The organism is Halomonas halophila, from assembly GCF_030406665.1.
GTDB lineage: Bacteria > Pseudomonadota > Gammaproteobacteria > Pseudomonadales > Halomonadaceae > Halomonas > Halomonas halophila.
In genome coordinates, this window is record NZ_CP129121.1 from 2,428,548 (window position 1) to 2,443,705 (window position 15,158).

The 15,158-nt window shown below is 67.2% G+C and carries 15 protein-coding genes and 2 tRNA genes; 9 read left to right on the top strand and 8 right to left on the bottom strand.

The features are described from left to right. Nucleotides 1-3: 3 nt before the first annotated feature. The 4 genes from QWG60_RS11295 to hemA form a co-directional block, all read right to left on the bottom strand. Nucleotides 4-504, bottom strand: coding sequence for an Lrp/AsnC ligand binding domain-containing protein (locus QWG60_RS11295; RefSeq protein WP_046079813.1), 501 nt, complete (start codon nt 502-504; stop codon nt 4-6). A 244-nt stretch (nt 505-748) separates the two neighbouring features. Further along, complete coding sequence (gene prmC / locus QWG60_RS11300; protein ID WP_146907321.1) at nt 749-1,591, bottom strand: peptide chain release factor N(5)-glutamine methyltransferase; 843 nt, start codon at nt 1,589-1,591, stop codon at nt 749-751. Then, nucleotides 1,591-2,682: a peptide chain release factor 1 gene (gene prfA / locus QWG60_RS11305; RefSeq protein ID WP_035597824.1), complete on the bottom strand. Its 1,092-nt coding sequence runs from the start codon at nt 2,680-2,682 to the stop codon at nt 1,591-1,593. The genes prmC and prfA overlap by 1 nt, the downstream gene beginning before the upstream one ends. 10 nt (nt 2,683-2,692) lie before the next feature. Then, on the bottom strand, nt 2,693-3,961 hold the full coding sequence (gene hemA / locus QWG60_RS11310; RefSeq protein WP_146907319.1) for a glutamyl-tRNA reductase: 1,269 nt from the start codon (nt 3,959-3,961) through the stop codon (nt 2,693-2,695). 226 nt (nt 3,962-4,187) lie between these two features. Between hemA and QWG60_RS11315 the strand changes: the two genes are divergently transcribed. The 9 genes from QWG60_RS11315 to QWG60_RS11355 all read left to right on the top strand — a co-directional run bounded on the left by QWG60_RS11315 (nt 4,188) and on the right by QWG60_RS11355 (nt 11,406). Then, nucleotides 4,188-5,930, top strand: coding sequence for a tetratricopeptide repeat protein (locus QWG60_RS11315; RefSeq protein WP_146907316.1), 1,743 nt, complete (start codon nt 4,188-4,190; stop codon nt 5,928-5,930). Between the two features lie 29 nt (nt 5,931-5,959). After that, entirely contained in the window at nt 5,960-6,580 is a 621-nt protein-coding gene (gene lolB, locus QWG60_RS11320) for a lipoprotein insertase outer membrane protein LolB (RefSeq protein WP_046079817.1), read from the top strand. After that, nucleotides 6,573-7,430: a 4-(cytidine 5'-diphospho)-2-C-methyl-D-erythritol kinase gene (ispE, locus tag QWG60_RS11325; protein ID WP_046079818.1), complete on the top strand. Its 858-nt coding sequence runs from the start codon at nt 6,573-6,575 to the stop codon at nt 7,428-7,430. Before lolB ends, ispE begins: the two co-directional genes overlap by 8 nt. A 50-nt stretch (nt 7,431-7,480) precedes the next feature. Next, nucleotides 7,481-7,555 (top strand) — tRNA-Gln (locus QWG60_RS11330). 61 nt (nt 7,556-7,616) lie between these two features. Then, nucleotides 7,617-8,558 carry a ribose-phosphate pyrophosphokinase gene (locus tag QWG60_RS11335; protein WP_173834965.1) on the top strand — a complete coding sequence of 314 codons (942 nt, stop codon included), beginning with the start codon at nt 7,617-7,619 and terminating at the stop codon, nt 8,556-8,558. Between the two features lie 121 nt (nt 8,559-8,679). Continuing rightward, nucleotides 8,680-9,348: a 50S ribosomal protein L25/general stress protein Ctc gene (locus QWG60_RS11340; RefSeq protein WP_046079819.1), complete on the top strand. Its 669-nt coding sequence runs from the start codon at nt 8,680-8,682 to the stop codon at nt 9,346-9,348. A gap of 154 nt (nt 9,349-9,502) precedes the next feature. Further along, nucleotides 9,503-10,087: an aminoacyl-tRNA hydrolase gene (gene pth / locus QWG60_RS11345; protein ID WP_035597805.1), complete on the top strand. Its 585-nt coding sequence runs from the start codon at nt 9,503-9,505 to the stop codon at nt 10,085-10,087. Between the two features lie 94 nt (nt 10,088-10,181). Further along, complete coding sequence (gene ychF / locus QWG60_RS11350; protein WP_046079820.1) at nt 10,182-11,273, top strand: redox-regulated ATPase YchF; 1,092 nt, start codon at nt 10,182-10,184, stop codon at nt 11,271-11,273. 56 nt (nt 11,274-11,329) lie between these two features. After that, a tRNA-Met gene (locus tag QWG60_RS11355) sits at nt 11,330-11,406 on the top strand. 197 nt (nt 11,407-11,603) lie between these two features. On the opposite strand, the gene QWG60_RS16825 is transcribed toward QWG60_RS11355, so the two are convergent. The 4 genes from QWG60_RS16825 to QWG60_RS11365 all read right to left on the bottom strand — a co-directional run bounded on the left by QWG60_RS16825 (nt 11,604) and on the right by QWG60_RS11365 (nt 15,158). Next, nucleotides 11,604-12,497 (bottom strand): FRG domain-containing protein, encoded by an 894-nt coding sequence (locus QWG60_RS16825; protein WP_146907314.1) that lies wholly within the window; start codon nt 12,495-12,497, stop codon nt 11,604-11,606. A gap of 32 nt (nt 12,498-12,529) precedes the next feature. Beyond that, nucleotides 12,530-13,321, bottom strand: coding sequence for a DNA adenine methylase (locus tag QWG60_RS11360; protein ID WP_035597794.1), 792 nt, complete (start codon nt 13,319-13,321; stop codon nt 12,530-12,532). Then, nucleotides 13,272-13,469, bottom strand: coding sequence for a Com family DNA-binding transcriptional regulator (locus QWG60_RS16830; RefSeq protein WP_222593850.1), 198 nt, complete (start codon nt 13,467-13,469; stop codon nt 13,272-13,274). Before QWG60_RS16830 ends, QWG60_RS11360 begins: the two co-directional genes overlap by 50 nt. A gap of 930 nt (nt 13,470-14,399) precedes the next feature. Further along, nucleotides 14,400-15,158, bottom strand: a complete 759-nt coding sequence (locus QWG60_RS11365; RefSeq protein WP_146907312.1) for a hypothetical protein — start codon at nt 15,156-15,158, stop codon at nt 14,400-14,402.

The window sequence follows — 15,158 nt, forward strand, 5'->3', positions numbered from 1 at the left end:
CGCTCACTTGTCCTCGAATTCCTCGATGTCGGGCACGTGGAGGGAGAACTCCTCCTTGACCTCTTCCATCACCACGTAGCTCTTGGACTCCTTGACCCCGGGCAGGGTCAGCACCACTTCGCCGAGCAGCTGGCGGTAGGCCGACATCTCGGGAATCCGGCACTTGAGGATGTAGTCGAACTGCCCCGACACCAGATGACATTCCTGGATCTGCGGCAGCTTGGCCACCGCCCGGCGAAACTCGTCGAACACCGAGGGCGACTGGGTCTCCAGACTGATCTCGACGAACACCAGCAGGTTGGCCTTCAGCGCCCGCGGGTCGAGCAGGGCCTTGTAGCCGCGGATCACCCCGGCGCGCTCGAGGCGCTTGACGCGCTCCAGGCAGGGCGTGGTGGACAAGCCGACCTGGGCGGCCAGGTCGACGTAGGAGATGCGGGCATTGTCCTGCAGGCAGCGCAGGATCTTGAGGTCGATGCGGTCGAGCGAACGGGTCTTGGTTTTCATTGTGGTCCTGGCACGTCGAACGGGCCACCGCCGAATCTTCTACTGAAAACCACCGTCAAACGGCGCGCTTTCGGGATTCACACATGAATAACCGGCGGTGAGTGGCGTTTTTTTCTGCTTCAACGTGTACCACAAGGCCCGGTATCGGCTCCAGTCCTGGCGGCGGAAAGATGCCCCGGGATGTCGCTCACGGGCGGCCGACCGGCGCCGCCACGCAAGCCCGGGAAGCCAGCCCGGAGGGCGCTCAGCGCCGCCCCAGACTGATCCGCTCGTGCCCGCCGAGATCGCGGCGGCTCGACACCTCGCGATAGCCGGCCGCGGCGAGGGCCTCGCATACCGCCGCGGCCTGGCCGGCACCGTGTTCCAGCATCAGCCAGCCGTCGGCAACCAGATGATCCCGCGCCGTCGCCACCAGATGGCGCAGGTCGGCCAGGCCGTCATCGGCGGCCACCAGGGCGCTGCGCGGCTCGAAGCGCACGTCGCCGCGGGCGAGGTGCGGATCGTCGTCGGCGATGTAGGGCGGGTTGGAGACGATCAGCTCGAAGCGGGCGTCACCGCCCTCCTCGTCCAGCGCCGTAAACCAGTCGCTGACCAGGAAGCGGGCGTTGCCGAGGCCGTGGCGGGCGGCGTTGTCCCGCGCCAGGGCCACTGCCTCGGGGCGCAGGTCGACGCCGGTCACCGCCCAGCCCGGCCGCTCGCTGGCGAAGGCCAGCGCCAACGCGCCGGTGCCGGTGCCCAGGTCGAGCAGCCGCCCCGTCTCGCCGGCCGCGGCCAGCGCCGCCTCCACCAGGGTCTCGGTGTCCGGGCGCGGAATCAGGGTGGCCGGCGAGGTGGCGAGCCGCAGGCCCCAGAACTCGCGCTCGCCGGTCAGATGCGCGACCGGATGACCGGCCTCGCGCTCGACGACCAGCGCCTCGAAACGCGCCTCGGCCTCGGCGTCGGCCTCGCGGTCGCCCCAGGTGTAGAGCCAGGTGCGATCGACCTCGAGCACGTGGCACAGCAGCACCTCGGCGTCGAGCCTTGCGCTCGGCGAGCCGGCATTCAGCAGCCGCTGGGCGGCCCGGGCCAGCAGCAGGTCGAGGCGCATCAGGCCTCCTGCTGCAGGGCGGCGAGCTGGTCGGCCTGGTGCTCCTGGATCAGCGGCTCGATCACCTCGTCGAGCTGCTCGCCGCCGATCACCTCGCCGAGCTTGTAGAGGGTCAGGTTGATGCGGTGGTCGGTCACCCGGCCCTGGGGGAAGTTGTAGGTGCGGATGCGCTCGCTGCGATCACCCGAGCCCACCAGCGAACGGCGCTCGTCGGCCTGCTGCTGGCGCTGGCTGTCCTGGGCGGCCTGCTTGAGGCGGGCGGCCAGCAGCGACATGGCCTTGGCGCGGTTCTTGTGCTGGCTGCGCTCCTCCTGACATTCCACCACCACCCCGGTGGGCAGGTGGGTGATGCGGATCGCGGAGTCGGTGGTGTTGACGTGCTGGCCGCCGGCGCCGCTGGAGCGGAAGGTGTCGACGCGCAGATCGTTCTGGTTGATGTCGACGTCACCGACCTCATCGGCCTCGGGCATCACCGCCACGGTGCAGGCCGAGGTGTGGATGCGGCCCTGGGACTCGGTGGCCGGCACACGCTGCACACGGTGGGCGCCGGACTCGAACTTGAGCCGCCCGTAGACGCCCTCGCCCTTGATGCGCGAGATGATCTCCTTGTAGCCGCCCATGTCACCGTGGCTGGCGCTGACCACCTCGACCTTCCAGCCGTGCTGCTCGGCGTAGCGCGAGTACATGCGGAACAGGTCGCCGGCGAACAGCGCCGCCTCGTCGCCGCCGGTGCCGGCGCGAACCTCGAGGAAGACGTTGCCGGCATCGTCCGGGTCGCGGGGGATCAGCAGCTGCTTGAGGCGCGCCTCGAGCTCGACCAGCCGCTCCCGGCCTTCCTCGCGCTCCATCTCGGCCAGCTCGCGCATCTCGGCGTCGGCGTCGTCGGCCATGGCCTCGGCGGCCGCGATGTCGCCTTCCACGCCGCGATGCTCGCGCCAGGCTTCCACCAGGGGCTCGAGCTCGGTGTATTCGCGGGAGTAGTCGCGGAAGCGGGCCTGGTCGGTGATCACCTCGGGGTCCGCCAGCAGGGCGGCGAGCTCCTCGAAGCGCTCGGCAAAGGCGTCGAGACGCTGACGCAGGGAAGCTTTCATCAAGGATGTCCTATCGGGAAGTGTCGGAAGGATCGTCGAGCAGCAGTGACGCAGCCGCTTCAAGCAGCTCGCGCTGTTCGTCGGCAGCCGCCTCGCGCAAGGCCACGGTGGGACGATGCAGCAGGCGGTTGGTGAGCTGGTGGGCCAGCCTCGCCACCACCTCCTCGGGGTTCTCGCCGCGGGCCAGCCGCGCCATGGCCTGGTCGCGGGCCTCGTCGCGCAGGGCCTCGCCCCGGGCGCGCACGTCGCGGATCAGCTCGCCGCCGCTGCGCAGCCGGCGGTCGTGCTGCCAGCAGCCCACGCCGTGCTCGATCAGCGATTCGGCCTCGTCGGCGGCCACCTGGCGGTGGCGACGATTTTCCTCGATCACCTCCTCCAGGTCGTCGACGGTATAGAGGAAGACGTCGGAGAGCTCGCCGACCTCGGGCTCGATGTCGCGGGGCACGGCGATGTCGACCATGAACACCGGCCGGTGGCGGCGCTTCTTGAGCGCCCGCTCCATCATGCCCTTGCCGAGGATCGGCAGCGGCGCGGCGGTGGAGGAGATCACGATGTCCGCCTCGATCAGCGCCTCGGGAATCTCGTCGAGGGTGATGGCCTGACCGCACAGCGGCGCGGCCAGCTGCTCGGCCCGTTCGCGGGTGCGGTTGGCCACCGTGAGATGGCGCACGCCGGCCTCGTGGAGATGGCGCGCCACCAGCTCGATGGTCTCGCCGGCGCCGATCAGCAGCGCCGGCGAGCGCGAGAAGTCGTCGAAGATGCGGCTGGCCAGGCTGACCGCGGCATAGGCCACGGAGACCGGGTTGCGGCCGATGCCGGTCTCGGTGCGGACCCGCTTGGCCACCGCGAAGGTCTGCTGGAAGAGGCTCTCCAGCTCGCCGCCCATGCCGCGGGCCTGACGCGCGGCCTGGTAGGCGTCCTTGAGCTGGCCCAGGATCTGCGGCTCGCCGAGCACCATCGAATCCAGCCCCACCGCCACCCGCATCAGGTGGCGTGCGGCCTCGTCGTTCCTGTAGTGGTAGGCGCAGCGGGTCAGCTCTTCCACGGCGAGGCCGTGGAAGCGGCCTAGCCAGTCGAGGACCGCGCGCTCCCCCGACTCGCCGGTGACGCAGTACAGCTCGGTGCGATTGCAGGTGGACAGCACGGCGGCTTCCTGCACTTCCGGCAGGCCACGCAGCTCGGCCAACGCGGTCTCGAGCTGCGCGGGCGTGAAGGCGACCTGCTCGCGCACCTCGACGGCGGCGGTCCGATGGTTGATTCCCAGGGCAAGAAGCGTCATGCGTGTCGGCGTCTTCGCGATCGAGTTTCGGCGGTATCGAGGGCGGCGCGGCGAGCGCGCGCCTGCCACTCCACGGCGCCACATTCTATCACAGCCCATGGCGACGAGGCGCCCGCCGAGACTATCGGGGGCATCGACCCAGGCCATCGTCCAGGCGCTCATTGCGTCTTTGCCCCGCGCGGTCGAGCCGTTATGCTGGCGACTCGCCCGACATCACGAGACCGGCATGCCCCGAGGATTCCCCACCACGCCGTTCCGTCGACGCCCCCTCGCCGTACTCGGCCTGGCCCTGGCGCTCGGCGGCTGCCAGAGCCTGTCCGCCGTGTCGGCCCCGCCGCCGCAGGATCCATTGGCCGATGCCCCACCGGTCACCCGGGGTCTCGACGCCGAAGGCCTGTCGACGCTGCTGGTGGCGGAGATCGCCGGCCAGCGCGGCGACTATCGTCGCGCCACCCGCGGCTACCTGGCCACCGCCGAACGCTATCAGGCTCCCGAGCTCGCCGAGCGCGCCACCCTGGCGGCTCGCTTCGACGAAGATCCGGCGCTGCTCGAGGAAGCCGCCCGCCGCTGGCGCTCGCTGGATCCCGCGAGCGACGCCCCGGCCCGGCTGCTCTCCAGCTTGGCCGTGCAGAGGGGCGACTGGACCAGCGCCCTGGAACAACGCCTGGCGCTGCTGGACGGGAATGAGGACGCCGAACTGCTGAGTTTCGTGGAAGGCGCCCTGGACGCCGGCACACCGGCCGAGCCGCTGCTGCAACGCCTACGACAAGACAGCGCAGCGACGGGCGCCTCGGTCGACCGCGCACTGAGCCTGGCGCTGCTGGAGGCCAGCGCGGGCCAGACGGTCTCGGCCCGGCACCGTCTCGATCGGCTGAGCGCCGAATATCCGCAGGAGTCTGCCGTCCATCGCATCGATGCCGCCCTGGCACTGGAGATGGACGCCCCCGAACGCGCCGCGGCCGCCGCCCGGCGCGGCCTCGAGATATCACCGGACGACGCACGCCTGCAGCTGCTGCTGGCCCGGGCCCAGATCCGCCTCGGCCGGCTCGACGCCGCCGAGGCCAGCACCGATGCGCTGCTCGAGGGCCGCGGCGATCGGCCATCGCTGCGCCTGGCCCTGGCGCGCCTCTATCTCGAGGAGGCGCATCCGCAGCCGGCCCGCCGCCTGCTGCTGCCGATGCTCGAGGACGACGACACGCCCGTGCTGGCCTTCCTGCTGCTCGGCAGCATTGCCGAACAGCAGGGCGAGGTGGACAACGCCCTCCTCTATTACCGCCAGGTCCCCGAGGGCGACAGCTTCCTGCTCGCCCGGCTCAGCGCCGCCCGCATGCTGATCGAGGACGACCGGCTGGTCGACGCGCGCACCTTCCTGCGCAACGAACGCCTGGCGCATCCCGGCGAGGCCTCACCACTCACCGGCCTGGAGGTCGGGCTGCTCGACGAGGCCGGTGCCCACGCCCAGGCCGACGCCCTGCTCGACAGCTACCTCGCGAGCCATCCCGACGACGCCCGGCTGCGCTACCAGCGTGCCATGCGGGCCTATGCCGACGGCGACCTGGCGGCCATGGAACGCGACCTGCGCACCATCTTCGAGCGCGACCCGGACAACGCCAACGCCCTCAACGCCCTGGGCTACACCCTGGCCGACGAGAATATAGAAGGACGACTGGAGGAGGCCCGCCGGCTGATCGATCGCGCCCTGGAGCTCGAGCCGAACAATCCGGCGATCCTCGACAGCCGCGGCTGGGTCGCCTATCGCCTCGGCAACATCGAGGCCGCCCTGCCGTGGCTGGAACGCGCCTGGGCCGCCATGCCCGACCAGGAGATCGCCGCCCACCTGATCGAGGTGCTGTGGATGGCCGGCGAACGCGAGCGGGCCCGGGCACTGACCGCCACCGCCGTGGAACGCTTCTCGCCACGCCCCCGAATCGACGAGCTGCTCGAGCGCCTGCCCGCGCTCGCCCCCTGACGCCCCGCGACGGAGAAGGAATCCCGATCATGCGACGCCCCATCCGCCCCCTGCTGCCAAGCCTGGCCCTCGCCCTGCTGCTGATCGGGGGCTGCGCCACCCGAGGCCAGGCGCCCGAGGCGCCTCGCGCCGCCGACGACTGGCAGGCCCAGAAAGTGCGCCTCGAGGCCATGCAGACCTGGGAGCTGACCGGCAAGGCCGGCCTGCGCACCCCCGAGGACAGCACCAGCGCCAATCTCGACTGGAACCAGACCCCCTACCATTTCCGCATGCTGCTCAGCGGCCCCTTCGGCAGCGGCCGCAGCGTGCTGGAAGGCCGCGAGGGTCGCGTCTCGTTGACCACCGGCGAAGGCCGCTTCGAGGCCGAGAGCCCCGAGGCGCTGATGAACCAGCAGCTCGGCTGGTCGCTGCCGGTGGCCGCGCTCGGCGACTGGGTGCGTGGCCTGCCCGCCGACGACAGCCCCCATCGGATGAGCCGCGATGCGCGCGGCTTTCCGGAGCGTCTGGAGCAGGACGGCTGGACCATCGATTACCAGGACTGGATGCGCGTCGAGGACCTGTGGCTGCCGCGCCGCATGAAGATGCAGTACGGCGACCTGAACGTCACCCTGGTGGTGACTCGCTGGCAGCCGGAGACCACCGATGTCTGATGCCGGCCGCCTGATCCTGCCGGCGCCGGCCAAGCTCAACCGGCTGCTGCATATCACCGGCCGGCGCCCCGATGGCTACCACGAGCTGCAGACCCTGTTCCAGTTCCTCGACCACGGCGACACCCTGACTCTCGCTCCGCGCGACGACGGCGAACTTCGCCTGACGCCGACGCTGTCCGGCGTCGCGCCGGCGGACAACCTGATCCTGCGCGCCGCCACGGCGCTGCGCGAGGCCACCGGCAGCCGCCAGGGCGCCGACATCCACCTCGACAAGCGCCTGCCCATGGGCGGCGGCCTCGGAGGCGGCAGCAGCGATGCCGCCGCCGCCCTGCTCGGTCTGAACCGTCTCTGGGGGCTCCACCTCTCTATAGAGGTACTGGCCGAACTGGGCCTGCGCCTGGGCGCCGATGTCCCGGTGTTCGTGCGCGGCCATGCCGCCTGGGCCGAGGGCATCGGCGAACGCCTGACGCCGGTGGCGCTCGACACCCCCTGGTTCGTGGTCGTCCATCCCGGCGTGAGCGTCTCCACGCCGGCGGTGTTCCAGGCGCCGGAATTGACACGAGACACGCCTCCCATTACTATGGCGCGCGCACTTCAGGGGGGAACGGCGAGCTGGCGCAACGACTGCGAGCTCACGGTCCGGGAATTGTATCCCGAGGTCGCGGGTGCGCTCGACTGGTTGAGCGACAGGGCACCGGCCATGCTGACCGGCACCGGCGCCTGTGTATTCGCCCGTTTGGACCATGAAGCCGATGCCACGGCGCTGCTGGACGACATCTCCGGCCGCTGGACATCCTTCAAGGCCCAAGGGCTGAATCGCTCTCCTCTCCATGATGCACTGGATCGATGATCGCCAGGCCATGGCAGCATCATGCATCGATCCGGTACGGCAAAGGTTGCTGGGGTATAGCCAAGCGGTAAGGCACCGGTTTTTGGTATCGGCATGCGCAGGTTCGAATCCTGCTACCCCAGCCATATCCCTTCCCGAACATCCGACCCAAACCCTGATGACCCAACACTGCAAAGGTGGCTGCGCGTGTCTAAATTGATGGTTTTCGCCGGGAACGCCAATCCCGAACTCGCCCAGAAGGTTGCCGAGAGCCTGGATACCCGGCTCGGCAACGCAACGGTCGGCCAGTTCAGTGACGGCGAAGTTGCGGTCGAGATCAACGAGAACGTGCGCGGCAAGGACGTTTTCGTCCTGCAGCCCACCTGTGCCCCGACCAACGACAACCTGATGGAAATGGTGCTGATGGTGGACGCCCTGCGCCGGGCCTCCGCCACGCGTGTCACCGCCGTGGTGCCCTACTTCGGCTATGCCCGTCAGGACCGTCGCGTCCGCTCCGCCCGCGTGCCGATCTCGGCCAAGCTGGTCGCCGACATCATGGTCAAGGCCGGCGTCGACCGCGTCATGACCATGGATCTCCATGCCGACCAGATCCAGGGCTTCTTCGACGTGCCGGTGGACAACGTCTACGGCTCGCCGATCCTGCTCGACGACATCGAGCGCCAGAACTACGACGACCTGGTGGTGGTCTCGCCCGACGTGGGCGGCGTGGTTCGCGCCCGTGCCATCGCCAAGCAGCTCAACGCCGACCTGGCGATCATCGACAAGCGTCGCCCCCAGGCCAACCAGGCCCAGGTGATGCACATCATCGGCGATATCCAGGACCGCACCTGCGTGGTGGTCGACGACATGATCGATACCGCCGGCACCCTGTGCAAGGCCGGCGAGGCGCTCAAGGAACACGGCGCCCGCCGCGTGGTGGCCTACGCCACTCACCCGATCCTGTCCGGCCCGGCCGTCGACAACATCACCGGCTCGGTGCTCGATGAACTGGTCGTCACCGACACCATCCCGCTGACCGAAACCGCCCGCCGCAGCGGCAAGATCCGCCAGCTGAGCGTGGCCGGCCTCATCGCCGAGGCGATCCGCCGGGTCAGCAACGAGGAATCCGTCAGCGCCATGTTCCACTGACGACACCGTCGTCAGCGCATCGCGCGGATAACGCTCCCCGGTTCGCCGGGGCGATGGGAACCACCGTCAGCCTGGTCGCGGGCACCGGTGGTTTCCTCACTTTCTATCAAGAGGCAACATCATGTCCGAATACACTCTCACAGCCAACGTCCGCAACGACCTGGGGAAAGGTGCGAGCCGCCGCCTGCGTCGTGCGAACGAGCAGGTGCCGGCCATCATCTACGGTGGTGAGCAGGCCCCGCAGCCGATCGCCGTCGACAAGACCGCCTTCTACAAGGCGCTCGAGGACGAGGCGTTCTTCGCGTCCGTGATCAACCTCGAGCTGGACGGCAAGCCGCACCAGGTCGTGGTCCGCGACCTGCAGCGTCACCCGTACAAGCCGCTGGTGACCCACGCTGACTTCATGCGCGTCGACGCGACTCACGCCATCACCATGCGCGTACCGCTGCACGTGGTGAACGCCGAGACCGCGCCGAGCATCAAGGACCAGGACGGCGAACTGCACGTCCTGGCCAACGAGGTCGAAGTGAGCTGCCTGCCGAAGGACCTGCCGGACTACCTGGAAATCGACGTCGCCGACGTCGCCCTGGGTACCACCCTGCACCTCTCCGACCTGAACCTGCCTGCCGGCGTCACCTCGGTCGAGCTGTCTCACGGCGAAGACCATGACCAGGCCATCCTGAGCATCACCGCCGCCAAGGTCAGCAGCGAGGCCGAAGAAGGCGAAGAGGCCGAAGAAGGCCAAGCCGACAAGGGCGAGTCCGCCGAAGGCGAGGACAGCGCCGAGTAAGTCCGGCACTGTTCAGGGCCGCGCCATCGGCGCGGCCCGCGTCCTTCCGATCAAGCGCTCCGGCGCTTGATTTTTTTTGTGGCCCGCCAGCCGCTGCAAGCCCCACGCGGAGCCGCGCCACACCGTTCCGGATGACTGTTTGGAGGCAGTGAAGATGAGTCAGGTCAAAGCCATCATCGGACTGGCCAACCCCGGCGCCGAGTACGAGGCCACCCGCCACAACGCCGGGGCCTGGCTGCTGGAGGCCCTGCTGCGACGGGCCGGCGGCGAACTGCGCGCGGAGAAGAAGTTCCTCGGCCGCTACGCCCGCATCCATCTCGACGGGCAAGAGCTACACCTGCTCGAGCCCACCACCTTCATGAATCGCAGCGGCGGCGCCGTGGCGGCGATGGCGAAGTTCTTCAAGCTCGCCCCCGACGAGCTGCTGGTGGCCCACGACGAGCTCGACCTGGATCCCGGCACCGCCCGCTACAAGACCGGCGGCGGCCACGGCGGCCACAACGGCCTGCGCGACATCATCCAGGCCCTGGGCAACGACAAGGGCTTCCATCGCCTGCGCATCGGCATCGGCCACCCCGGCGACGCCCGCCAGGTGACCAACTACGTGCTGGGGCGCCCCGGCAAGGCCGAGCGCGGCGCCATCGATGCCGCCATCGACGAGTGCCTGGCCACCCTGCCCCAGGCCGTGAGCGGCGACTGGACGAAGGCCATGCAGCGGCTGCACAGCTTCAAGCCCTAGGCATTGCCCGAAGGGTGCCGGCTTACAGCCGCGCCGTTATCTCGTAGAATACCGGCCAATCACACGCCTCGAACTCTCTTTCCAGGAAGATCCCATGGGTTTCAACTGCGGTATCGTCGGCCTGCCCAACGTCGGCAAGTCCACCCTCTTCAATGCCCTGACCAAGTCGGGCATCGACGCCGAGAACTTCCCCTTCTGCACCATCGAGCCCAACGTCGGCATCGTGCCGATGCCGGACCCTCGCCTCGACCGGCTGGCCGAGATCGTGAAGCCCGAAAAGACCATCCCCACCACCATGGAGTTCGTCGACATCGCCGGACTGGTGGCGGGCGCTTCCAAGGGCGAGGGCCTCGGCAACCAGTTCCTGGCCAACATCCGCGAGACCCAGGCCATCGCCCACGTGGTGCGCTGCTTCGATAACGACAACGTCATCCACGTGGCCAACGAGGTCGATCCGCGCGCCGACATCGAGACCATCAACCTCGAGCTGGCCCTGGCCGACCTGGACACCGTCGACCGCGCCATCCAGCGCCTGGTGCGCGTGGTCAAGGGCGGCGACAAGGAAGCCATCGCCACCAAGGCGATCCTCGACCGCATCCAGCCGCACCTGGCCGAGGGCCAGCCGCTGCGCAGTTTCGGCCTCGACGACGACGAGAAGCAGCAGCTCAAGAGCTTCGGCTTCCTGACCCTCAAGCCGACCATGTACATCGCCAACGTCAACGAGGACGGCTTCGACGACAACCCCTACCTCGAGGTGGTCAAGCAGATCGCCGCCGAGGAAGGCGCCGTCGTGGTCCCGGTGTGCAACCAGATCGAGGCCGAGATCGCCGAGCTCGACGACGAGGAGCGCGCCATGTTCCTCGACGAGATGGGCATGCAAGAGCCCGGCCTGGACCGCGTGATCCGCGCCGGGTACGAACTGCTGGGCCTGCAGACCTACTTCACCGCCGGAGTGAAGGAAGTCCGCGCCTGGACCGTCAAGATCGGCGCCACCGCCCCGGAGGGCGCCGGCGTGATCCACACAGACTTCCAGAAGGGCTTCATCCGCGCCGAAGTGATCGCCTACGACGACTTCGTCTCGCTGGGCGGCGAACAGGGCGCCAAGGACGCCGGCAAGTGGCGCCTGGAAGGCAAGGACTACGTGCTCAAGGACGGCGACGTGGTGCACTTCCGCTTCAACGTCTGAGGCAAAAAATAGTTGACGAAACGAGGCCTTATCCGTAGTATGCGCCCTCGTTGTCCGGCTACGTAGCTCAGTTGGTTAGAGCACATCACTCATAATGATGGGGTCCCCTGTTCGAGTCAGGGCGTAGCCACCAGATATCGAAAAGCCCGCCTGGTTCGCCAGGCGGGCTTTTTTCGTTGATGAGCCGGCTTGGCCGGTCACCCTCCCACCGGCGCCCGAAGGCGCCGGCGGTGTAACCGCGCGGCAGATTTGGCATCCCCTAGCGCAATCTTTGGCACTACCACACCATCCCACAGCCATGCAGGCATTGCAGCGGGTTTGGCACAGCTCCTAACAGCTTCGCTGAAGCCAGAGTGATTGCTTGAGGCTACCTGCATAAGCGTTGTCACGAATCTCTCTGGCGACTCCCTCGTAGCCCGGGAACATAGTCGAGCCTTTGACACCAAGCTCGGCGCATAAGGCGAGAAGCTTTGGTGCCTGGTGCTGCGGGAGAGTTAGCTTCCAGAACACCGTGGGATCATCAACACTATCTCCCCGCATCCCAACGAGCTCCTCTAAGGCCGTGGCCTCCAGCTCCCCTCTCGTATGGGCCTCACGGGTAGAGACAGTAAACACACCATCCTGTGCGGCAAGGTTCACGCTAGTAGCTCCTGGCAGCTCGATGTAGCCGACACCATCCCATGTCCACCACTGGTTGGTGTCGAGCACCCATATAGCTAGCTGATCCGATCCGGGGCAGTCAGCCAAAGCAGAAGATGCGGCAAAGTAGGCCGCTACATACGAGCGGCGGCTCCAATCCAGAAGGCAAGTAGGCACTCCATGGTGCTGTGCTGCGGCAAGCAAGGGGTAGAAGTCATAGGGTGGCCACGTTTGCCCCGTGGTCAAATTCTCGATCTCCCACATAGGTCCATTCACCTCATTACGGACCTGACGATCCCCACCAGGCACTTTGATGCCTGACGCATCACAGCCATTCAAGAATGCTCTAAGCAACTGAACTTCATAAAAAACCTGACGAGTCTCTCCACTAGCATTTCGAGGCTCGAGAACGCTCGACGCCGCCATCCGTCCACTTTCGCGAAGGGAGGATGGCACTAGGCCATAGGTAGAGCACGGTTGCCCACGGAAAACATACCTTCCTCCTCGCGACCAGCGGTTCGTATGTAGAGGAGAAAGGTAATCGAGAAGCTCGTACGCACTCTGGAAGTCCTTTTGCTCGTACATCCCTGACTCCTTTGTGATGGTAACGAGGGTGACTAGAACAGCCCCGCCGGCTCGGCTTCGACATCCCAGCTGAAGATCAGCACCTCGCTGGCCTCAGCACCCTTGCCGCCGCCGACGGTGTAGCGGATGTCGGTGGTCTCGATGTGGTAGCCGGCGAAGATCCGGCGGATGTCGGGGTGGTCATTGAGGCTGATGATTGCCTTGCCCTTGAGCCGCCCCAGGATCTCGGCCATCTCTTCGTACTGCTCGATGCCAAAGCCGACGCCATAGCCCTCAGTTTGCCAGTACGGCGGGTCCATGTAGAACAGCGTGTGCGGACGGTCGTAGCGCCGGATGCATTCCTGCCAGGCCAGATGCTCGATGTAGGTGCTGGCCAGGCGTAGGTGGGCCGCCGAGAGCGTCTCCTCGAGGCGCAGCAGGTTGAGTCCCGGCGGCGTGGTGGTGGCGGTGCCGAAGCTCTGACCTTCGATCCGGGCGCCGAAGGCGGACTGCTGAAGGTAGTAGAACCTGGCAGCACGCTGGATGTCGGTGAGCGTCTCCGGGCGGGTCATCTTCTGCCACTCGAACACCTGGCGGCTGGAGAGCGCCCACTTGAACTGCCTGACGAACTCCTCCAGATGGTGCTGGACGACCCGATAGAGGTTCACCAGGTCGCCGTTGACGTCGTTGAGGACTTCCACCTCGGCCGGCACCGGGCGCAGGAAGTAGAGCGCGGCGCCGCCGGCGAAGGGCTCGACGTAGCATTGGTGGGCCGGCATCAGCGGGAATATCTTGTCAGCGAGACGGCGCTTGCCGCCCATCCAGGGAATGATCGGGGTAGCCACGAGGCGCCTCCTTTGGCACTGGTCTGGAGCTCGTGGCTCTCTGGTTGAGGTGCCCACAGCGCGGGCACTTGATCTCGATTCGGTCGTAACGGCTGGCTCGGGCCAGCTTGCGGTTGCACTGCGTGCAGCGGATCTCATCCATCGCCATGTCAAGCCTTCTAACGTTCTAACGTTTGGCCTAGACTCGATCCCGCCTCGCGCGAGGTGGGGAGCCTTGGCCGGCTTGCAGGCATGCTCTGCTAGTTGGCGGCCGCCCTGGGTGTTGGCCCACCCTGGACGGTCGCTCCTCTTTCTACCCCTGATTCGTCAGCAGCCAGCCGATGAAAGGCACCGGCTCGAGGTCATCGAGGACGGCCAGGCGGTGCTAGTGATCGAGGTGCGCAGCAAGTTTTTACTCGCCCTGCGCTGTAAACCCAGACTGGTTGTAGATCAGCACCTGCCCGTGGCCTTCGTTCACACCAGGCTCGTTGATCTGGTCGGAGCCTCCGTTATAAGAGCCGCCGCCACCGCTGCCATATCGGGCGCAGTCCACGATACCTCGGCTGCCCCCGCAGCCGCCGGTGCTCGCCCCCCCGCCTGCACCGGCCGAAAATTGGAGTTGGACAGACCGATAGGCGTAGTCCCGCCGCCGCCGAGACCGCCTTCTTCGGCAGCGTTGCCTCCCTTGGCCCCTTGTCCTCCGTTAAGGAAGCCCTGACTGTTTGTAACCGTGCTGCCGTTCGGGTGCGGTTGTCCGTCCGAGTAAAATCCACCGCCACCGCCGTTGTCGATTCCAGCCACCTCGCCAGCGTACCCGCCGTTCTTCGAGGGCATGGGCCGCGCACCGAGGACGTCCACCGCGCCCACGTGCTGGCCATGCTCGGCGACTCGGTGACCACCGACCACATCTCGCCGGCCGGTGCCATCAAGCCCGACAGGGCGCTAGCTGCAGGAGCGCGGCGTCAAGCCGGTGGAATTCTGTAGCGCGTCGCATAACTTGCGACAGCGGTTCGCGTAGTTTGCCCCTGCTCGGCGCAGCCTGTAACAGGGGCTTGAAGGGCTATGCAATCCGCCGCCCGCCATTGGCGCCGGTTGAGACTTAAACCGCCACCCTGCGAACGGGACGCACCCGAAGATTCGCGAAGTCATTGCCGTTCTTGCTGGTGCTGATCGCATTGCCGTCGGAGAACCTCCGGACTTGGGAGAAGCTCGAAGAGTCCTCCGTACTCGCCCAGCGGTACTCGGAGAGCGCCGTACTGAACTCGGCGTGGGACATATCGAGCAAGACGTCGACTTTGGCGAGCTCATTCTTGGCGGGCATGTAGTAGTCATCATTGCCGGCGCCGTCCACATAGTCGCGGCAGTGATAGAAGGCGTCGCTGTCGCCGTTGTCGAAACTGGCCAGGATCAGATCCTGGTTGGCCTTGCCGTCGTCGGGATCGGCGGCGCCGGTGGTCGTGCCGTAGTTGCCCCACTGCAGGCCGGTGGCCTCGCTGCCCTGCTTGCCGAACACCAGGTGGAACTCGCGAGCATCGGCGTAGGTGATGGTGCCAGCGTAGATGCCGCCGCCGATCTCGTCGCCGACCTGGGCGTTGGTGAAGTCGTCGCCGCCCCCGCCGCCACTCCCGGGTGCGAAGTGAAACTCCTGGCCGGCGACCTCAGCGGCCCCTTTCAGCGCGGTCACGATGACATACTGGTCGACCGTCTCGTCCACGTCGGCGGTGTACTCGACGGTATCCGGGTTAGTGAAGACCGGCGTCGGCACATCGCTGGGCCAGGTCATGGGGGTGTCGCGCACATAGACGTTGTAGCCGTCCTCGGCGTTGTTGGTGTCGGTCCAGGTGATATATAGGGCCAT